Source organism: Acinetobacter sp. YH01020, assembly GCF_013420275.1.
Taxonomy (GTDB): domain Bacteria; phylum Pseudomonadota; class Gammaproteobacteria; order Pseudomonadales; family Moraxellaceae; genus Acinetobacter; species Acinetobacter amyesii.
In genome coordinates this window covers 23,710-44,652 of the sequence record NZ_VOYN01000007.1, presented here as the reverse complement: position 1 = coordinate 44,652, position 20,943 = coordinate 23,710, and the positions used below count along the sequence as shown (strand labels likewise).

General features: G+C 41.6%; 18 protein-coding genes and 4 tRNA genes. 14 read left to right on the top strand and 8 right to left on the bottom strand.

Features of this window, described 5'->3' with window-relative positions; all coding sequences use genetic code 11:
* The 5 genes from rpsD to FTT85_RS04490 all read left to right on the top strand — a co-directional run bounded on the left by rpsD (window position 1) and on the right by FTT85_RS04490 (window position 4,675).
* A complete protein-coding gene (gene rpsD / locus FTT85_RS04510) occupies window positions 1-627 on the top strand; it encodes a 30S ribosomal protein S4 (RefSeq protein WP_078189268.1) in 627 nt (208 codons plus the stop codon).
* A 17-nt stretch (window positions 628-644) separates the two neighbouring features.
* A complete protein-coding gene (locus tag FTT85_RS04505; RefSeq protein ID WP_004650465.1) occupies window positions 645-1,652 on the top strand; it encodes a DNA-directed RNA polymerase subunit alpha in 1,008 nt (335 codons plus the stop codon).
* An 18-nt stretch (window positions 1,653-1,670) separates the two neighbouring features.
* Window positions 1,671-2,036 (top strand): 50S ribosomal protein L17, encoded by a 366-nt coding sequence (gene rplQ, locus FTT85_RS04500; protein WP_005012953.1) that lies wholly within the window; start codon window positions 1,671-1,673, stop codon window positions 2,034-2,036.
* A gap of 216 nt (window positions 2,037-2,252) precedes the next feature.
* Entirely contained in the window at window positions 2,253-3,743 is a 1,491-nt protein-coding gene (locus FTT85_RS04495) for an NAD(P)/FAD-dependent oxidoreductase (RefSeq protein WP_180182987.1), read from the top strand.
* A gap of 134 nt (window positions 3,744-3,877) precedes the next feature.
* Window positions 3,878-4,675, top strand: coding sequence for an alpha/beta fold hydrolase (locus FTT85_RS04490; protein ID WP_373886878.1), 798 nt, complete (start codon window positions 3,878-3,880; stop codon window positions 4,673-4,675).
* A 43-nt stretch (window positions 4,676-4,718) separates the two neighbouring features.
* On the opposite strand, the gene FTT85_RS04485 is transcribed toward FTT85_RS04490, so the two are convergent.
* On the bottom strand, window positions 4,719-5,891 hold the full coding sequence (locus tag FTT85_RS04485; RefSeq protein WP_180055988.1) for an acyl-CoA dehydrogenase family protein: 1,173 nt from the start codon (window positions 5,889-5,891) through the stop codon (window positions 4,719-4,721).
* A 181-nt stretch (window positions 5,892-6,072) separates the two neighbouring features.
* On the opposite strand from FTT85_RS04485, the gene FTT85_RS04480 reads away from it, so the two are divergent.
* The 5 genes from FTT85_RS04480 (at window position 6,073) to FTT85_RS04460 (ending at window position 11,386) form a co-directional block, all read left to right on the top strand.
* On the top strand, window positions 6,073-6,330 hold the full coding sequence (locus FTT85_RS04480) for a succinate dehydrogenase assembly factor 2 (RefSeq protein WP_078189264.1): 258 nt from the start codon (window positions 6,073-6,075) through the stop codon (window positions 6,328-6,330).
* Window positions 6,323-6,709 (top strand): hypothetical protein, encoded by a 387-nt coding sequence (locus FTT85_RS04475; protein WP_078189263.1) that lies wholly within the window; start codon window positions 6,323-6,325, stop codon window positions 6,707-6,709. The genes FTT85_RS04480 and FTT85_RS04475 overlap by 8 nt, the downstream gene beginning before the upstream one ends.
* Window positions 6,710-7,229: 520 nt before the next feature.
* The gene (locus tag FTT85_RS04470) at window positions 7,230-8,294 is read left to right on the top strand and encodes a hypothetical protein (protein WP_168379121.1); all 1,065 of its coding nucleotides are present in this window, start codon (window positions 7,230-7,232) and stop codon (window positions 8,292-8,294) included.
* 43 nt (window positions 8,295-8,337) lie between these two features.
* Window positions 8,338-8,910 carry a rhombosortase gene (gene rrtA / locus FTT85_RS04465; RefSeq protein WP_168379122.1) on the top strand — a complete coding sequence of 191 codons (573 nt, stop codon included), beginning with the start codon at window positions 8,338-8,340 and terminating at the stop codon, window positions 8,908-8,910.
* A gap of 190 nt (window positions 8,911-9,100) precedes the next feature.
* Entirely contained in the window at window positions 9,101-11,386 is a 2,286-nt protein-coding gene (locus FTT85_RS04460; protein WP_180182986.1) for a TRAP transporter large permease subunit, read from the top strand.
* Window positions 11,387-11,473: 87 nt separating this feature from the next.
* Here the strand turns inward: FTT85_RS04460 and FTT85_RS04455 are convergent, their stop codons facing one another.
* The 6 genes from FTT85_RS04455 to rnr all read right to left on the bottom strand — a co-directional run bounded on the left by FTT85_RS04455 (window position 11,474) and on the right by rnr (window position 18,315).
* Entirely contained in the window at window positions 11,474-12,349 is an 876-nt protein-coding gene (locus tag FTT85_RS04455; protein ID WP_180182985.1) for a DMT family transporter, read from the bottom strand.
* A 66-nt stretch (window positions 12,350-12,415) separates the two neighbouring features.
* Window positions 12,416-12,853, bottom strand: a complete 438-nt coding sequence (locus FTT85_RS04450) for a hypothetical protein (protein ID WP_180010531.1) — start codon at window positions 12,851-12,853, stop codon at window positions 12,416-12,418.
* Between the two features lie 16 nt (window positions 12,854-12,869).
* Window positions 12,870-13,079, bottom strand: a complete 210-nt coding sequence (locus FTT85_RS04445; RefSeq protein ID WP_171256675.1) for a YheV family putative zinc ribbon protein — start codon at window positions 13,077-13,079, stop codon at window positions 12,870-12,872.
* A gap of 40 nt (window positions 13,080-13,119) precedes the next feature.
* A complete protein-coding gene (locus FTT85_RS04440) occupies window positions 13,120-15,159 on the bottom strand; it encodes a M3 family metallopeptidase (RefSeq protein ID WP_180182984.1) in 2,040 nt (679 codons plus the stop codon).
* A gap of 74 nt (window positions 15,160-15,233) precedes the next feature.
* A complete protein-coding gene (locus FTT85_RS04435) occupies window positions 15,234-15,818 on the bottom strand; it encodes a hypothetical protein (RefSeq protein ID WP_180182983.1) in 585 nt (194 codons plus the stop codon).
* Between the two features lie 79 nt (window positions 15,819-15,897).
* Window positions 15,898-18,315 carry a ribonuclease R gene (rnr, locus tag FTT85_RS04430; protein ID WP_180182982.1) on the bottom strand — a complete coding sequence of 806 codons (2,418 nt, stop codon included), beginning with the start codon at window positions 18,313-18,315 and terminating at the stop codon, window positions 15,898-15,900.
* A 268-nt stretch (window positions 18,316-18,583) separates the two neighbouring features.
* Here rnr and FTT85_RS04425 point away from each other — a divergent pair.
* From FTT85_RS04425 to FTT85_RS04410, 4 genes are all read left to right on the top strand, one after another.
* Window positions 18,584-18,673: transfer RNA gene (locus FTT85_RS04425), tRNA-Ser, on the top strand.
* A 15-nt stretch (window positions 18,674-18,688) separates the two neighbouring features.
* Window positions 18,689-18,765 (top strand) — tRNA-Arg (locus FTT85_RS04420).
* 45 nt (window positions 18,766-18,810) lie between these two features.
* Window positions 18,811-18,887 (top strand) — tRNA-Arg (locus tag FTT85_RS04415).
* Window positions 18,888-19,389: 502 nt separating this feature from the next.
* Window positions 19,390-19,466 (top strand) — tRNA-Arg (locus FTT85_RS04410).
* 92 nt (window positions 19,467-19,558) lie between these two features.
* Here FTT85_RS04410 and FTT85_RS04405 read toward each other — a convergent pair.
* A complete protein-coding gene (locus tag FTT85_RS04405) occupies window positions 19,559-20,842 on the bottom strand; it encodes an SRPBCC family protein (RefSeq protein WP_257232077.1) in 1,284 nt (427 codons plus the stop codon).
* Window positions 20,843-20,943 lie beyond the last annotated feature (101 nt).

The window sequence follows — 20,943 nt, the reverse complement described above, 5'->3', positions numbered from 1 at the left end:
ATGGCTCGTTATATTGGTCCAAAATGCAAACTCTCTCGCCGCGAAGGGACAGACCTGCAATTAAAATCTGGCGTTAAACCATTTGACGTCAAAACAAAAAAAGCTGCTAAAGCACCTGGCCAACATGGTGGCGCTCGTGGCGGCAAACAATCTGAGTACTCACTACAATTACGTGAAAAACAAAAAGTACGTCGTATGTACGGTGTTTTAGAGCGTCAATTTAGTAACTACTACAAAGAAGCTGCTCGTGTTAAAGGCGCAACAGGTGAAAACTTGTTGAAACTTCTTGAAAGCCGTCTAGATAACGTTGTTTATCGCATGGGTTTTGGTTCTACACGTGCAGAAGCTCGTCAGCTTGTATCTCACCGTTCAATCACTTTAAATGGTCGTCGTGTTAACATCGCGTCTATCCAAGTTAAAGCTGGTGACGTTGTTGCAGTTCACGAAGGTGCTAAACAACAATTGCGTATCAAAAACGCAGTTGAGTTAGCGACTCAACGTGGCATTCCAGCTTGGATTGAAATTGATCATTCTAAATTGGAAGGTACGTTCAAAGCTGCACCAGATCGTTCTGATTTACCTGCTGAAATCAACGAAAGCTTGATTGTAGAATTGTATTCTAAATAATCCTTGAGGTAGCAATAATGACGCGTACTGCAAATGAGTTTCTAACTCCGCAAGCGATCAAGGTCGAAGCGGCAAGCGGGACCTCGGCAAAAGTTATTCTAGAACCATTAGAGCGTGGCTTTGGTCATACTCTTGGTAATGCTTTACGTCGTATCCTTTTGTCTTCTTTACCTGGCGCAGCCGTGGTTGAAGTAGAGATTGAAGGTGTCGAGCACGAGTACAGTACTTTGGAAGGCTTGCAGCAGGACATCGTCGAGCTCTTGCTGAACCTAAAAGGATTGTCTATTAAGCTGTTCGATCAAAATGAAGCTTATCTGACATTGGAAAAACAAGGTCCTGGCGACGTTACAGCCGCTGACCTTCGTTTACCACACAATGTTGAAGTGGTTAACCCTGAACACTTGATCGGTACTTTAAGTGCTTCTGGCTCATTAAAAATGCGCCTGAAAGTTTCTCAAGGTCGTGGTTATGAGACTTCTGATTCACGCTTCCCTGAAGGCGAAACTCGCCCAGTGGGTCGTTTACAATTAGATGCTTCTTACAGCCCAATCAAACGTGTGTCTTACACAGTGGAAAACGCTCGTGTAGAACAACGTACTGACCTTGATAAATTGATCATTGATCTTGAAACCAACGGTACTGTTGATCCTGAAGAAGCAATCCGCAAAGCGGCAACAATCTTGCAACAACAAATTGCAATTTTTGTTGATCTTCAGAAAGATCAAGCACCAGTTGCTCAAGAGCCTCGTGAAGAAGTTGATCCGATTTTGCTTCGTCCAGTAGATGATCTAGAGCTTACTGTTCGTTCTGCTAACTGTTTGAAAGCAGAAAATATTTACTACATTGGCGATCTTGTTCAACGTACTGAAGTTGAGTTGCTTAAAACTCCTAACTTAGGTAAAAAATCGTTGACTGAGATTAAAGATGTTCTGGCATCGAAAGGCTTGCAATTGGGTATGCGTTTAGAGAACTGGCCACCGGCTAGCCTCCGCATGGACGATCGCTTTGCTTATCGTAGCCGTTAATTAAGTAGGACTATCACCATGCGTCATCGTAATAGTGGTGTGAAATTAGGCCGTACAAGCAGTCATCGTAAAGCGATGTTCCAAAACATGGCTAATTCTTTGTTCGAACACGAGTTAATTAAAACTACTGTTCCTAAAGCAAAAGAATTACGTCGTGTTGCTGAGCCTTTAATCACTTTAGCTAAAGTCGATTCTGTAGCAAACCGTCGTTTAGCGTTTGCTCGTACTCGTTCAGCTGCAACTGTTGGTAAATTATTTACCGTTCTTGGCCCTCGTTACAAAGAACGTAACGGCGGTTATCTACGTGTTCTTAAAGCGGGCTTCCGTGCAGGTGATGCTGCACCGATGGCTTACGTTGAGCTAGTAGATCGCGAAGTTAACTAATTTCGTGAAGAGCAGCGTACGTTGTTCTAAAAAAGGTCGGTTTTTAACCGACCTTTTTTAATGCCTGCAGTTTTGTATTGGCTGTATATTGTTAGACAATAATTCAATTTGTCCTTAAAAGATAAAAATAAATCGCCTTTTGCTTAAACTTGACATTGTGCATTGTCAAAAATGTGATTTAATAAATATAAATCTAAGATAGGTTAAAAGAACAACATGGAAAAACAAGTTGATATTCTCATTGTAGGTGCAGGGATCTCTGGTGTAGGTTTGGCTGCTCATCTTTCAAAAAATTGTCCAAATCGTTCATTTGAAATTATTGAACGTCGTGAAAGTTTCGGTGGTACATGGGATCTTTTTAAATATCCGGGTATTCGTTCTGATTCGGACATGTCAACTTTTGGCTTTAATTTTAAGCCGTGGAAAAAATCTAGTGTGCTTGCTGATGGGTCTTCGATTAAAGGCTACCTTTCTGAAGTGATTGACGAATATAAGATCAAAGAAAAAATTCATTTTCAGCACCGTGTTATGAGTGCGAACTACGATTCACAAACTCGTAAATGGTCTGTTGTTATTGAAGATGCGAAGAAGAAACAACAAACCTGGGTTGCAAATTTCGTCTTTGGCTGTACGGGTTATTATAATTATGACCAAGGTTTCCAACCTGAGTTTAAAGGGCAGGAAAACTTTAAAGGTACCTTCATTCATCCACAACATTGGCCTGAAAATTTTAATTATGCAGGCAAAAAAGTTGTGATTATTGGTAGTGGCGCAACAGCAATTACCCTTGTGCCAGCAATGGCAAAAGGCGGTGCAGGGCATGTGACTATGCTACAGCGCTCTCCGACCTATATTGCCTCAGTACCTTCTATTGACATCATTTACGACAAAATGCGTAAAGTATTACCTGAAGATGTTGCTTATAAACTGACCCGAGCACGAAATATCGGTGTCCAACGGGCTGTTTATGCTGTTGCACAAAAGCAACCTAAATTACTCCGTAAATTTTTATTAAAATCAATTGAGTTGCAGTTGAAAGGTAAAGTGGATATGAAGCACTTTACCCCAGATTACAATCCTTGGGATCAGCGCCTTTGTGTGGTGCCAGATGGTGATTTGTTTAAAATTTTACGCGAAGGCCGTGCATCTGTTGAAACCGATCAAATTGAAAGTTTTACTGAAAATGGCATTCAATTGAAATCAGGTAAACATCTTGATGCAGATGTGGTGATTTCAGCTACAGGTCTCAACATTCAAATTTTAGGTGGCATTAGTGCCACAATCGATGGTCAGCCACTGAATACCTCAAAACATATGTTGTACCGTGGTGTTATGGTCAGTGATGTACCCAATATGGCGATGATTATTGGCTATATTAATGCTTCATGGACTTTAAAAGTCGATATTGCTTCTGAATACATCTGTAAATTGATTAACTATATGGATCAAAATGGTTATAACCAAGTGATTCCACAAGGCGATGCGACCGAGTTGTTAGAAGATACCGTAATGGGAAGTTTGACTTCAGGCTATATTGCACGTGCAGCAGATGTGATGCCAAAACAGGGTAAACATGCACCGTGGAAAGTCAGCAATAACTATTTGGCAGATCGTAAAGAATTAAAGCATGCTTCATTTGAAGATGGAGTGCTGAAATTTGAAAAAAAGTCTGATCAAGTGGCTGCTAAACCCAGATTAGTTTCTTAAGTCTATTACATAAAAAAGGAGCATGATGCTCCTTTTTTTTACTTTAGATGTGTGACTTTAGGGTTTTATTTGATGCGTATTATTTGTTGAAAAATATATCATGTTGAAAATAAGGAAATGTACACAGGGTTAATGTGAATATTCAACAACATTCAGAATTTATAAAATTAAATGATTATGAGCTATATATTAAAGCTTGGCAGCCTGAAACAGCAGATAATGATGCAACTTTGGCTCCGATTATATTGATGCATGATTCTCTAGGCAGTGTGGATTTGTGGCGTGATTTTCCTGCGCAATTGGCTGCTGAGTCTGGCAGAACGGTGATTGCCTATGATCGGTTGGGCTTCGGGAAATCATCAGCGAACCCTGATCTATTAAGTACTGATTTTGTCTATGCTGAAGCACAGCGGAGCTTTAGGGCGCTTCTTCAACATTATTCCATTCAACAGTTTATTGTGATGGGGCATAGTGTCGGTGGGGGAATGGCAGTCGTCATTGCCAGTGAATATACTGAACAATGTCGAGGTCTGATTACCATAGCAGCACAGTATGAAGTGGAAGAACTCACATTATCGGGTATACGTGAAGCTAAAACAGGGTTTGCGCAGCCGGGACAGCTTGAACGCTTGGCTAAATACCATGGGGATAAAGCCCAATGGGTTTTGGATGCTTGGACGGAAACTTGGCTTTCACCGAGTTTTCGTCAATGGAACCTTGAGCATTATGTTGGAAAAGTACAGTGTCCAAGCTTGGTCATACATGGAGAACTGGATGAATACGGGACGACAGCACAAGCTCAGAAACTTTTTTCGGGTATACAAGGTGATGCTGAGCTAGAGATTTTGGAAGGGCTTCATCACATGCCGCACAAAGAGCAACCCGCATTGGTCGCTGCACTCATCTGTGATTTTGTGAATGATTTAAGTTGATATCGAAAGAATATAAAAGCCCATCCGATGATGGGCTTTGTTGTTATAAAGAGCGGGAAATCAGCTCTTTCATAATTTCATTGGTACCGGCATAGATACGATTGGCACGGTTGTCGATATAAGCCCGTGCAATTGGATATTCAAGCATATAGCCATAGCCGCCATGCAACTGCAGACATTCATCCACGACTTTGGAGAACATTTCTGAAATTTTGTATTTAGCAGCTGCGGCTGCGTCAATACCGAGCTGTTCCTCAAGTTGCAGCTCCATACAACGGTCTAGATAAGTTCGACAAAAATCGATTTCAGTGCGTAGCTCTGCCAATTTAAAACGGGTGTTTTGGAAACTAGATACGGTCTTGCCAAATGCCTTACGCTCTTTGGTGTATTGAACAGTGTGAGCAAAGGCTGCTTCTGCACCGGCTTGGCAAATAATCGCGACCAACATACGTTCCCAAGCCAATTCCTTCATCAGCATCATAAAGCCCATACCTTGCATGCCAAGTAAGTTGCTTTTAGGGACGCGGACATTGTCAAAAAACAGTTCACAGGTATCCTGACCTTTCATGCCAATTTTATTTAAAGGTTTGCCTTTGCTAAAACCGACGCGATCTGCCTCGACGATAATTAGCGATAAATTAGCTGAACCTTTTTCACTATTACCTGTCTTGCAGACCACAATTGCCATGTCACATAAATAGCCATTGGTGATAAAGATTTTTGACCCATTAATAATATAGTCATCGCCATCTTCTGTAGCGGTTGTGCGTACCGCTTGTAGGTCTGAACCTGTGCCCGGTTCGGTCATTGCAATGGCAGTCACGGTTTCGCCAGAAGCCATTTTCGGCAGCCAATGCAGCTTTTGTTCTTCATTGCCAAAGTTATGAATATAATTGGCCACAATGTCGGAATGCAGTGAAAAGCCAGTAGAGGAGTCCATAGCATAGGCCTGCTCTTCAATCAGAATCATGCTATAGAGTCGGTCTACACCATAGCCGCCATAAGCTTCGGGCATGGTCGGGCAAAGCAAGCCCATGGCACCGGCTTTATTCCATAAGTCACGGTCAACATGTTGTTGTTTTTCATATTTTTCGATATTGGGCACAACTTCTTTTTCATAAAATTTTCGTACTGTTTCACGAAATGCATCATGTTCTGCATTAAATAATTGACGTGGCAGCATGTTATTGAGTGGGCGAATCGCTCCAGATTGCATTTTGAATATCCTATTCATTTTTATGGCTTTGTCTCAACTTATAAGATGCAGCGTGTGACTTCAATGTGCAGAACATTCAAAAGCAGGAAATGCGATGAAGCATTCGGTCAATCTGTGAAAACACTCCACTTCAATGGGGTGGATGAGTTACACTAGACGGGTTCAACGATTGGGGAAGACAATGACTGATGAAATCAGCTTAGAAGAGCGTAAAGTGATCTACCGTGCACGTCGTGGTTTAAAAGAGATTGATGTTTATTTTGATCCCTACGTCAAAAATTACTATTTACAAGCCGATGCAGCTGAAAAAGACATGTTTGCAGAACTCGTTGCTGCAGAAGATCCAGATTTGTTGGATTGGTTTATGGAAGTTAGTGAACCGCCACGTCCTGAATTAAAAACGTTTATTCAAAAATTAAAACATTACGTTCATGGATAATCGGCAATTCAAACTGAAACGCAGTTTTTTATCGCATGCGTTTCAGTTTTTTATTTTTGCGGTATTGATGACGCTGCTTTATCAGTTACTAACACCCATGCTTTGGGGGATATTTTTCCTCATTGGACTGGTGGTTTATGTATTGTTTTTCCGTAAGCATTTACACGTCACCAGTCTAGATTATTTGGATGGAACTGATTGGTCTTTGCAACGGCTCAACCGTCCAGTGCAACGCGTTCAAATTAGCCATATTTTGGATCATCAAATGTATATCGTGGTGTATTTTATGCATGCGCGTGCAAAACCAGTGATTATTTGGCGCGATCAATTGTCATTGAAACAGTGGAAATCACTCAAAGTATTGGCCAAAATGATCTAATTGTTAGACAGCCTTAATTTTTAAAATTCAATAAAATGAAAATATTTCATTATCTTATATTGCAGGTAAAATAATCTTGTCTGACAGGATTGGATTTTATTGGCAAAATATTTAAATTGTCTGACAATTTTAAGCTGTGCGGTGATTCTCTGCCTATATATTAGCCTTACCAACAGCCGTTAAAGGAAATCATCATGATGATGCCAACTTGGATGTTTCTGGTAATAGCGATTGTGTTAGCAATTGTTATAGGACGACTAGGAACAGTGCTGAAGGAACAGTTAACTCAAAAATAAGCAGTCAAACGCTTTCACAGTTAATAAGTAGCATGTGCCGAACCGTCGCTATGCTACTTTTTTTTTGCCTAAAATTTAGTCTTTCTAAAAAATCAGTCAATTGCATCCAGCGTGATTCATGGCACAGTGTGTCGTTCAAATTAGAGCAAATACTCTTTTATTCATTTTTTGCTTCTGATATGTTTGTCGTGATGGACATAAACACAATTATAGAGGACAGGAAAATGTCGAGCGTCCAAAAAATATGCCAGGGTGTGGCAGTTGTAGCAATAACAAGTACATTATTCGCGGGTTGTTCACAGGTTGTAAAAACCGGTGCTAATGTTGCACTCGGATTTACCGAAAAACATATTGTGCCACCCATTTTAGCCATGGAAGATGCTGAAATGGTGTGTAATTCAGGTAATTCATTAACCCCAGCCATTATGGCCACCAAAGATATGGGCGCAGACCCAACACGTGTGGCTGTGTTGATGTATTCAGCAGCAGGGATTTGTGCAGAACAAAAAGCCTTGGACGCAGAGTTACGCTATTTACGTGCATCTAAAGCCAACCAAGTGACCGAAGCACAGGATGCCCGTGTTGAGCAAAAGCGTTGGGCGGCACTTGCGGCACAGCGTCAATATACCGGCTATCAATTATTTCAAGATCGTTTTGAAAAGAAGTATAAGAAAAGTCTAGGTGAAGGCTGTCCAAAAATGAACAGCGACATTGACCAAACAGTGTATATGTTGGGAATGTTAAGTGGCTTACAGGCCATGACCAATGATATTAATTCAGGTGGGGCGGTAAACGTTCCTAAAGACATTGCTGCGATTGTTGAACGCGGTATGGTGTGTCTGAATAATGAAAAATTCTGGGGCGCACCAAATGCAACCCGCGCTGTGATCTGGACCTTATTACCGGGTGCTGGAGATGGAAAACCTGATCCATACCAAACCTTAAAACAATCCGCGCAAATTGGTGAGCAAAAAGGCGTGAGACTATCTCATGCGTTATATGCCGTTGCTGCACAGGCCAGTGGCGATGATGCGAAAATCCGTGATGCCTTACGTACCTTTGCACAAGCGCGTAGTGATGAAAAACCTGTTAACCCACAATTTAAACTCATCGATAGTATGGCTGAAAGCATGGTGAAAGGGATTTCAGATCGTTATTGGACTGAACATACAGGCGTTCGTACGGCTGATGATGGTATGGAACATTTCTGGGATGAAAGTGCCAATAGTTCTGAACTCGATGATTTGTTTAGTGGTGATATTGAAACCAGTGGCACAGCTGCAAATTAATCTTTGCAATAGCGTTTAAAAGTGAGGTACAGGAGGAGCGAAAATGAAACTACAATTTTTAATACCGAAAATTGTCTTTCTTGCCGTATTCGTTTCGATCTGTGCCTCGCTACAGGTATTTAAAGATTATTTTATCTATTGGCAAGATGACTTATTTCATGATTTTTGGCGCTTATGGACCGCACATTGGGTTCACGTCGGTTGGATTCATTTTGTTTTAAATATATTGGCCTTTATTTGCTTACCGTTTATTTTCCCACGAGTTTCGACATGGCATTTTGTTGCCATTTTATTGATTTTATCTCCTTTAATCAGTCTAAGTTTCTATTTTTTCTTACCCGATATTGAAGCCTATGCCGGATTATCTGGTGTCTTACATGGTGCCTATGTCGCGGTCGCTTGTGTACATTTGATGTATCGACGGGAACGAAATTTTGCAGCCTTTGTATTGTTGCTGATTTTGGCAAAATTGGTGTGGGAAAATACCGTGGGCAATACGGGAACGGCTGAATTAATTGGAAGCCCCATTTTAGTCGAAGCACATTTATTGGGGGTGATTTGGGGCATTATCATCGCCTTGTTCTATCTTGTTGGCAATTATTTCTGGGATCGTTAGCTCACTTTAGGTGATTGGGTTGACAAAAAAAACCGAAAAGAAAATACATATTGTCATTTTAATGTTTTGAATATTGATGCAAATTTAAACGTAATAATAAAACAGTTAGGTCAGGGAAAGGAACTTCTCGAACCGATAAGGAAGAGGATGCTTAGTCCAGCTAGGCTCCAAAATAAAAATAGGAAGACTCATGCAAAATGATGCACAAAACAGATCCAGCATCGTTGGTCTGTTACGTTATGTCTGGACAGAATGGATTTCGACTCTAGTCGTATTGATCTTGCTTCTGCTTACACTAATTATCGGTACAGGGGAGATGATCCATGGGCAGTTGCTCCGTATGGGAGAGCGACTGTATGGTGACCCTGCAACAGGTATGCAGTACTCTTTTTTAAGGGCTGAGCCTGCCAAGCCTGAATGTGACCGTAACCCGAATGTCGATGCGTTGGTGAAAACTCAAATGCAAGCCAATGCAGCAGATGAGTTTGCTGATTTTTTTGGTACGGCATCTGAAAATGACGTTCGTTCGTCTATTTTAGCGGGTGTGCAGCAGTGTGAAGAAAAGTATCAATTTTATGATAAAGCCATGCAACATATGGAGAAGCATCCGAGTATTCGCGCCTATCGTAATTTTGAAACAAGCTTCTTCGGTATCTTTAAATTTGGTACTGAAAATCGCGCCATTTTGTTGATTTTTATGGTGGTTATAGCTGCGATTAGTGCGACGTTGAAAATTCATCATATTGGTCTACGCGGTCCTGCAACCAAGAAGGATTATCGTGTTTATAGCCTGATGATGAGCTTCGGTAATGGACTGTTAACCTACTCAAGTATCAGCCAATTCAATTCAGTGAAAAATTCGGGAGTTCCAATGACCACCGAAACTGAACTGATTTATTGGATGTGGATGACGCTGTTCTCAATCCTGACATTGATCAGTGTTTTGCAATTGTTTAGTCCGCCAAAAGATGCCAAAGAGGGCGGTAGTCTTAGTTTCGCGTTCCTAAGCGTGCCTTTATATGCGTATATGGCGTTGATTACAGGTATCGCCTTTATCTTCTTTATGGACTACCCGATGGGTCAAGGTATCTATTTAGGGCAATTGGTCGAGTTTTCAAGTATTTTCCTGAATCTAGCGTTATTCATTTGGGCGGGTATGTTGTTGAAGCAAACCCGTGTCGTAGATTTATTCTTGAATATTTTACGCCCATGGAACTTAGCTCCTGAGACTTTAACATGGCTGATTTTAATCGCAGCAGCATTGCCTACAGCCTATACTGGCGCATCGGGGATCTTTGTCATTGCGGCAGGCGCGATTATTTATAAGGAAGTGTGGAACGCTGGCGGACGCCGTCAATTTGCCTTGGCTGCAACAGCAATGTCCGGTTCGCTTGGGGTGGTTTTACGTCCATGCTTATTGATTGTGGTTGTTGCATCGCTAAATAAAGAAGTGACCACGGATCTGCTTTATCAATATGGTATTTATACGTTCTTGCTGACATCTACGATGTTTTTAATTGTGTCGTTATTTTTTGCAGAACATAAGTTCCGTATTGCTCAAGCCAATGTGGCAGCGCCGCAGTCAGGACGTGCCTTCTTAGCCGTTATTCCTTATATTGTGATTTTCGTGCTGATCTGGATGTTCTATAAATATTTATTGAATACAGATTTAAATGAATTTACTGCACCAGTCATGATGCCTGTTATTCTGCTGATGATCGTTTTAGTGGATAAATTACGTCATCAGCCAGCACCATTGTCAGCAGTTGGGCATTGGGATGAAACACTAACAGCAAATTATAGTGCGAATGCTGAACCTGCTTTAGCCGGCGCACAGGTTGCACATGCAGAATACCGTGAAGGATTACATGGCAATAGCGCAGATGATGGGCAGGCTGCGAATCATACAGTGGCTCAATCCAGCTCTATGCAGATTCTACGTCAAGTTGGTTTTTGGAAGTCGATGCATATTTCGACCAGTGAAACCGTTGGACATATCGGTGCTTTGGTTATTTTGATGGCGCTTTCGGTAAGCGTTGGTGGATTGCTAGAGCGTACTGAAGTCATGAGTTTATTCCCAACTGATATCAGCAGTACTTTTTTGGTTATCACATTGATTGTCGGATTGATGGTCTTTGTGGGTATGATTATGGATCCGTTTGGCGCAGTCATTTTAATTTCTGCAACTGTTGCTCCTGTAGCCTATCAATACGGTATTCATCCTGTGCATTTTTGGATGATTACACTCATTGGTTTTGAGCTAGGTTATGTTACGCCTCCAGTTGCATTGAACCACCTCTTGGCCCGACAGTCGATAGGGGATGCTGAAGTCAATGAAGCGGATGCTGAAGTTCGTCACTTGTCGTTTTATTACCGTTATGAACGTTGGATTTTGCCGCTGATTGTGCTGTTCCCTGCAATGTTGATTATTGCTTATCTGCCGTATTTCTTTAAGCTGTTCGGTTGGTATCAATAAATTAATTTTGAAGCATTAAAAAAGCACCTTTGGGTGCTTTTTTAATGAATAAGGGGCTGTGCATTTGATGGTAAATGGTTTGAATCTTTATGACTTTTTAAACTTATTTTGTAGGATTGGACTACAGAGCAAAATCGCTAAAAATATAAAAGCAAAGCCGAATAGGCTGTAAATGTCTGGCAGTTCCTGCCAAAGAACAAAGCCCCAAATACCTGCAAAAATAATCGCGATATAGTTTACGGGGCCAATTTGACCTGCGGGTGCGAGCTTATAGGCATTGGACATAAAAATTTGACTGATATTGGCCAATAGTCCTGCTGTAATCAGGAAAGCTAATTCTCTCCAGCTATAAGGACGCCAGAGCCAGAACATCGGAATCATGGAAATGAGCGTGCCAAAAAAGCAGAAATAAAACACAATGCGTTCAGGTGGTTCTGTTGCCGTGAGGGCGCGGACAGTGACAAATGCCATGGCTGCCAAGAAGCTTGCGGTCAGTCCGATCAGTGATAACTGATTAAACATGCCTGCATCGGGCTTTGCGACGAAGAGGACGCCGATCAAACCAATGACCGCGGCAATGAGCATACTCAGGGGCATTTTTTCTTTTAAAAATAACCATGCAATTAAGGGAATGAAGATTGGTGAGGAATAGGTGAAGACCATGGCATTGGAGAGTTTTAAGTGTGCAATGGCATAAAAAAAGCCATACATTGCCACCAAGCCCACGATTGAACGCCAGGTATGCATCCATAGTTTTTCAGTTCTAAAAAATGTGCTCCCTTTTTGCAGGATCAAAGGGAGAAAGATCAATAAGCCAACCGCATTTCGAAAAAATACGATGGTGGCATTATCTACCGTGTGAGATGCGTAGCGTATACAAACCCCCATGATGGAAAAAAGCAGCGCTGACAGCATGAGAAAGCCAATTGCTTTGGGAATATTTTGTGGTGTAGTAGTGGACATAACAAAAAGGCTAGAAAATCTGATGATATTCTAGCCTATAAGTACGCATGGTGTAGCAGAAGTCGGTTATTTTGCTTGTTGTGCTAACTGTGCTTCGAGTAATTTAATTTGTTCTTCTTTCAGTTTAATCAGCTCATCTGCATCTGAATGTTGCTGTTTTAAGCTTTGCTCCTGATCATTCAATTGTTGTTGAATGTCATCTAATTTGGCAATTTCCTCTTTGGCTAAAGAGGCATTTTCAGGCACAGCTGCATCTAAAATGTCTTCTTCGACCAATTTAATGGTTTCAGTCTCTGCGGTAGGGACTGATGCTTCAGTCTCAGATTGGACAGGGGTTGCAACAGGCGGTTTAGCCGGTGCAGCGACCAGTTCTTCTTGAAGTGCAGATTTATCTGCTGTACTGCTGCTTAACCATTGATATGCAAAAAAGATAGCAATCAATAACGTTAAGCCCCCAATGATTCCAACTAACAATTTTGGATTATGTCTTTGATCTTCTGTCATTGCTTGACCTTAATTTTTATTTAGGCTGACGTGGCTTAAATTGGATCACACCGATATCGTCTGGCACGGCAGGTTGTTCAGGTTGATCGACATGAGTCGGTCGATTTTCACTGTAACCACAATCAATGCATTCGATCCATTCGTCTTCGCCAGAGGTCAGCATGACAACCCGGTCCATCGCTTGGCATTTTGGACATTTTGCACCTGCAATGAAGCGTCGTTTAATGGTCATCATACTTACCTTGAATCTAACTAAGGTCCCTAGTTTAAGCGTTTTTAGATGCGTTCGTCCAACCTTGATGACGCAGCAAAGCATCTATTTTTGGCTCGCGTCCGCGGAAATTGATAAATGCGTCAAGTGCCGTATCTTTTCCGCCAACTGCTAGAATAAATTGTCTAAACGACTTGCCAGTCGAAGTATTAAAAATTCCTTCATTTTCGAATCGGTCGAAGGCATCACTTGCCAAAACCTCTGCCCATTTGTATGAATAATAACCAGCAGCGTAACCACCTGCAAAGATATGACTGAAACCATGTTGGAAACGGTTGTACGAAGTAGTGGGTGCAACTGCATATTTTTGACGAATATCATCTAAGGTTTGTTGGATGCCTGCAGCGTCCAAAGCTGGGTTGGCCTTATGGATATTTAAGTCAAACATGGCAAATTCAATTTGACGTAAAGTTTGCATCCCAGACTGGAAGAAACGTGCATCTTGCAGTGCTTTTAGCAGATCGGCTGGTAAAGTTTGTTTTGATTCGATATGTTCACTGAGTAAATCTAAACTTTCTTGATCCCAAGTCCAAAATTCCATGAATTGACTTGGTAGCTCTACTGCATCCCACGCCACGCCATGGGTACCAGCCACAGCAATATTATCGACTTCAGTGAGCATGTGATGTAAGCCATGACCAAATTCGTGGAACAACGTCGTTACTTCATCATGGGTAAGTAAAGCAGCTTGCTCACCGACAGGTGGGGTAAAGTTGCAGACCATGTAGCAAATTGGTTTTTGCAGACCATTTTCAGTTTGCATGCGTGACCGGAAGCCGCTCATCCATGCGCCGCCACGTTTGCCACTTCGTGCATACAGGTCAAAGTAGAAACCGCCAATCACGTTGCCTTGATCTTCAAGTTCAAAATAACGTGCATCGGGATGCCAAACAGGCGCTTCACGCTCGATCACATTGATACCATAAAGGCGATTTACAATGCTGAACAAGCCTTGAATAATTTTAGGTGCAGGGAAGTAGGGCTTCAGGTCTTCTTGTGACAAATTAAACTGTTTAACTTTGAGTTTTTCTGAATAGAAAGTGGCATCCCACGGTTGCAACTCAGTGATACCGTCTTGCGCTGCAATGGCTTTCAGTTCAGCGATTTCTTTCTCTGCTGGCGCACGCGCATGTTCTGCCAGTTCAATCAAGAACTGATCTACAGTTGCCACATCGGGTGCCATTTTGCTTGCTAAAGACAAATCGGCGTAGTTATTAAAACCAAGCAGGCTAGCCATTTCCTGACGTAGTTTCAAGATTTCTTCCATGACCGCTGTATTATCAAATTCAGCAGAGTCTGCCTGATCAGAAGCACGTGTGGTATAGGCTTTATAGAGTGCTTCACGCACTTCGCGGTCTTCTGCATAGGTCATAATGGCAATATAAGACGGGAAGTCGAGTGTGGCTACAGCCTGTTCGAGTTCGCGTTGCTGACCATATTGTTTCAGAAGTTCAATACTGCCTTGAGGTAGTCCTTTGAGCTGCGCTTCAGTTAAAGGTTTGAAGTAGGCTTGGGTGGCATCCAATACGTGATTGGAAAAGTCTGATGATAACTGTGAAAGTCGTGCAGATATTTCTGCATAGCGTTTTTTCGCTTCACCTTCTAAGGCTACGCCTGAAAGTTTAAAATCTCGTAACGCAAGTTTAATCGCGCTTTGCTGTGCTGGAGGAAGCGTGTCGAATAAACTGTTGTCATGTACATGCTGATAGGTTTGATACAACGCTGTATGTTGACCTAGCTGTGTATAGTACTCACTCAGGCTGGGTAATAAAGCCTGATACAGCTCACGGGTTTCCGCGTTGTTCATCACAGCATTTAAGTGTGACAACACGCCCCAAGCTTCGCTCATGTTATTTTCAAGGGTATCGACGTGTTCGAGTACTTGTAGTTGTGCTTGTACGGATTCGGGTACATCCGTTAATTCTTTTAAAAATGCCTGACCTTGGGCAATGCTCTGTTCAATCTTTTGTTTTAAGTCTGCAAGGGTAATTTGGTCAAATTGTGGAACAGGCAAAGTTGCCTTTTCTAATGTCATGTCGGTCTGCCGATTTATTTCCTGTGTTATTTGTAGAAGTAAGGCTTCTAGAAGGATAAATCAAGCCTTGGGTGCTATTTATTCGCTCTTGTTTCACCGTGGATAGATTGAATATCTTGGATGTAGGTGCCAAAGCGCCCCTCAATGACCGATAATTTTATGAATAGATTTTGATTTTTGTAGTGTTCATATTCATCTACATTGATTCGAAACATACCAGTAGAGTCATACGGTGTTTCAATAGAATAGTAGACACTTTCTTTTTTACCATGTTTTTTAACAGCGCTTGCTTCCAATGTCACCACAGTAGGTGTACCCAAAACTAGGGTATGAAGCAGAGGAGGATAGACAACTAGATTTAAGTAAAGAAACAGAATTACAAAAATAGGGAAGAGGAGTAAAAAATAGAATTTTGGCTTTTTTTGTACATTTGTCCATGTACGTGGAATGATCCATTGTCCGTATCTATGCAGAACATAAAAGTAGATCAAAACAGCCAAATAAATCAACGTTGCAACAATGAAGGCTGTGATTTTGACTTGATTTGTTGGGGTGAAGTCTATAAAAAAGAGAGCAATCAGTGCTGAAATACTAAGTACAAAGACTAAGCATATTACATATTCATGGTAATAGTATTTAGTAATTTTCTGTGATGTCATGATTTTTAAGTGGTTTATTTTTATAGAGATATATTAAATGAAAAAGAGCGCCGTAGCACTCTTTTTTATTTAGTAAAATTTACTCACCCTTTGCTTTGGCATTGGATTTTTTCTTTTTTACTTTTAACTTTTTCTTCACTTTATCTTTAGCCTTCGCTTCAGACTTTGTTGCAGATTTTTTAGCAGGTTTTTGGCTGTAGGAGCTGGGTTTTCCTTTGTCTTTTTTGCGTCGTATGGGCTGTTCTCCATCTTCAGCAACGTTGGTTTTACGCTCTGAAAAGACTTCTTCTTTGGCTGTGGGTTTTGCAACACGAGGGGCACGCGCGCGAATAGCACGGCCTGCATGGCTCAATTGTTGAATCAATTCAAAGTCGATTTTGCGCTCTTCTAGATTTACACCAGCAACTTTAATTTTCACTTCATCGCCGAGACTGAAAACTTGACCGCGAGATTGACCAATTAAGCTCTGACTTGGTTGGTCATAGACAAAGAAGTCATCACCCAATTGGCTGACGTGGATCATGCCATCAACATATAAGTCTTTGAGCGTTACAAACAGGCCAAATTCAGCAGTCGCACTGATGGTGCCGACAAACTCTTCACCCAAATGTTGCTGCATGTAATGGCACTTCAACCACGTAGTGACAGAACGTGAAGCTTCATCTGCACGGCGCTCGGTTGCAGAGAAGTGTTCACCTGCATCATCTAGCGAAGCACCAGAAATTGGGTAAGGTTTTTTCTTCAATTGTGCTTTGATGGCACGGTGCAGTAACAAGTCTGGATAACGACGGATTGGAGATGTGAAATGCGTATACGCTTCATAAGCCAAGCCAAAGTGACCTGCATTGTTCGCGCCATAATAAGCTTGCATCATTGAGCGGAGTAAAACGGCATGAATGCTTGGAGCATCAATACGGTCTTTGGTGGCATCAATCACGGCTTGATAGTCAGCTTGAGTCGGCTGTTCAGGGAATGGCAGCCCCAATAACTTCACAAAATCACGAACCTTTTGAATACGTGAGAACTCAGGTGGTTCATGCACACGGTACAGCATCGGAATTTCATTTTTTAATGCATATTCTGCCGCTGCAACGTTTGCCAGCAACATACATTCTTCAATCAGTTTGTGTGCATCATTACGGCTACGCGGTAGTATTTCATTAATACCGCCAAGCTCGTCAAAGGTCATATAAGTTTCAACGGTTTCAAATTCCATCGCGTGGCGTTCAGCACGTAAGCCTTTCAACACTTGATACAATTGGAATAGGGTATTGACCGATTTACGCACATCACGGTTTTCAGGAATGGCTTGACTATTACCCTCAAAATATTCGGCAACTTGGGTATAGGTCAAACGAGCTTTTGAATGCATCACACCCGGATAGAATTCAAACTTAGTGACACGACCCGCGCGAGATAAGTTTAAATCACAGACCATACATAAACGGTCTACGTGTGGGTTCAAAGAACATAAACCATTCGACAGCGCCTCAGGCAACATCGGCAATACAAAATGAGGGAAGTACACCGATGTACCGCGCTCTTGAGCTTCGTCATCGAGCGGTTTACCCGGACGTACATAATGACTGACATCGGCAATTGCCACGACAACACGATAACCACCACCCGGACGTTTTTCCGCATACACGGCATCATCGAAGTCGCGGGCATCTTCACCATCAATGGTGACAAGCGCTAAATCACGTAAGTCGACACGATCTTCACGATCTTGTTCTGATGGCTCTTTAAAGCTGTTGGCTTCTTGTTGTACCGCTTCAGGGAATTCGTAAGGTAAACCAAATTCTAAAATGGTTTGTGGAATAATAATTTCAGTGTCTGCTTTATCTGCCATCGACTGAACAATATGACCTGTCGCAAATTCTTCTTTGGTTGGGTAGCTGTCAATCGCAATACGCACAGAGTCGCCGAGTTTGACTTTGGCATGCTCGATTAATTCTTTTTCTAAAGTAATCGGTTGGTGTGCATTGGGATTTGCCGGTTGAATAAAATATTCACCTTCATATTCAGACACTTTACCAATAATTTCTTTGACACGATGCTGTAGAACTTCAGTAATAAAGCCCCATGCCTTGCCTTTACGGTCTACCGATGTTTGGCGGACTTTAACACGGTCACCATTAAACACCTGACGCAACTCACGTTCAGGAAGTAAAAGGTCATCTTCACCGCTAATATTGGCTGTGCCTAAACCTTTTGAGTTGATATAAACCGTTGCTTCATGAGTCGGTTGCTCAGCTGCAAGCTGGAACTTAAATCCATCTTTCATCAACTGACCATCTCGAACCATCGCAATCAGACGATGACTCAGCGCATCAATACTTTTTTGATCGGCAATTTCAAAATGTTCTACAAGATCGGCATGCGACATTGCAGTTTTCAGTTGTTCAATCGTCTCTTGAATTAGAGTACGGCTTGGAATTGGATTGTCATAACGTTCGGCTTCAGCTTTTGCTTCAGGGTCGACCCAGTTTTTCATATGTATTTGGCTTCAAATCAGAAGATTAGGATTAGCATAAGTCATGCAAGCAGATACTGCACGCAATTGATTGCAATAAAGTGTTTTATGCCGATATTTTATAAGGTTTAAAGCTGAAAAGTAGGGGACAGCAGTGCGTGCTGAACTAATTTTGCACTAATTTTTTGAAAATCGTTTAAAAAATATCTAATTGAGTAAAAAAATGAAAAAAATATAACGACTGTGCTTGCAGTCGTATCATGATCTTTGTATTATGGCGGCACGTTACGGTGAGATGGGTGAGTGGCTGAAACCACATCCCTGCTAAGGATGCATACGGGCAACTGTATCGAGGGTTCGAATCCCTCTCTCACCGCCACGATTTACTTATGTCGCGCTCATAGCTCAGCTGGATAGAGCACTTGGCTACGAACTAAGGGGTCGGGAGTTCGAATCTCTCTGAGCGCACCAATAAGTAAATCTGAAAACGTAGTCTTTTAAGACGACACAAGTTACGCGCTCATAGCTCAGCTGGATAGAGCACTTGGCTACGAACTAAGGGGTCGGGAGTTCGAATCTCTCTGAGCGCACCAACTTGAACAAATTACCGCGCATGTTGCGGTTTTTTTGTGCCTGTGATTTATCGTTTTGATGCAGCCTGTCTTTTGTCTTTTGTCTTTTGTCTTTTGTCTTTTGTCTTTTGTCTTTTGTCTTTTGTCTTTTGTCTTTTGTCTTTTGTCTTTTGTCTTTTATAAAGCGTTCTATTCCATTTGCTTTCTTCAACAGATTAACGCTTATTTCAGATGTTCATGGTGATGCATTTTTTTAAAGCTAAGATAAAGAAAAGTTGGGTGAGTTAAAGCCGTGATTCAATGAGGGCAATATATTTGTTATCCATTTTGAGCATTTATACGTGAGTATTGCTAAGTTTAAATTCCAAACTTGTGATGCAAAAGCCATTAAAAAAGTAAATCTAGCTGATTTTTAGCGTGTTTAAAGGGTAATTGTTTATTTGCTGTGCGTTTGGTTAAATTTATATGAAAAAGCTCTTAACAAAAAATAAAAATCACGTATAATGAGCCTCATCAAGACGTCGCGCTCATAGCTCAGCTGGATAGAGCACTTGGCTACGAACTAAGGGGTCGGGAGTTCGAATCTCTCTGAGCGCACCAACTTGATCAAGATTGAAAAAACCGCACATGTGCGGTTTTTTTGTGTCTGAAATATAGCTAAAACCAATAAATTCAGCTTATCAATTAAGGTTCTAATTTAACTTCTGTTTAACTTTGAGTGCAAAGACTGTATTGCCGCCTAAAGCCGGCAGCATGTCGTGATACGGCATACTGCGCATGGCGCGAAGTAAAAACGGTGCTTTGTCATCAATCTTCACCGCACTGGTCAATTGTAATAACGACCCTTGTTGTAAGGGGCGAATATGCATAGCACCTCGGACAAACTTTAAGTCCCCACCTGTTGCGGTGTATTGATTTTGCAATAAATCGGGATAGTTAAAACGCATTTTAAAATCGAAGGGAATATTGATCACACCTAAACCCACCGAAATTTTATAGTCGGCATCCATGAGGTGCGGATTAATTTTCTGCACTTGCATATGTTTGACTTGTCTTGGAAATAAATGCTTGAACGAAGACACATTAATCCAGCGCTGTAAGCTCGAAGGCTCTTGTGCATAATATTGAAAACTGGTGCTAAAGCGCATCAATTCATAATTTTGCCCAAAGGGAACGCGCTGCGCTGTCAAAATAAAGGACACAGGTTCTTTCGAGCTTTGACTTAATTGAGTGACCTTGTCGATTTGAGAGGCATTTAATTTGAGTTCAGGCAATTGATTTGCAGCGAGAGTTTCACTGCTAAAGGTTTTAAATCGGCGCTGTAACGATTCGAGTAAAAAACCATTGGTTCCCGCAGGAATCCCTAATTTGGCATCGGGTAAGGCATTTAATATTTTGCTAAACAAAAAACCTTTGGGCTGATTTAAATCGCCCCATTGGGTCACACTAATCAAGGTGTGTTGTGCGTCAATCTCAAACCACTCAATTTTTCCTGCACCAAAGGGCACCGGTGCCTGTAGAATCAAACTATTAATGCTGTTTTGCTGAATTTGGTGCTGCATCACCACGGTTTCTTTAAAGTTTAAAACCGGAATCGGTGTCGGGATATGGATACGATATTCAACTTGGCTGGTTGAACCTTGTTGTTGCAAAACCTCAGCAGATTTTAGCGTGGGAAATAAGCCTGCATAGTTTGGATAATTACTGAGTAATCTCGCCACATTTTTGCTGTTGGTTGGGACAACCACGGCGGCACTTTGAAATTTACCAATGACTTTTTGGCCTCCTTTCATCGTGGGCAGACTAATCTGCTGTGAGGGATGTGCAAAAATCACGATGTGATCACCGGCAAGATTGGCCAAGGCTTTGGCATTGCCATTAAACAAGTCTAAACTACTAGGGATCTGGGGTTGCCATTGAACGAATTTGGCCCAACTGGTCGATATGCTCAGTCCACTCAGAAACACCAGTATCATGATTATTTTTGTTATCTGCATGTCACATCCTGCGTATGCAATCTTTTATTTGTTGCTGTTTTTAACGTATTTCTAGGTGGAAGGGAAGTAGTGAAGTGTTA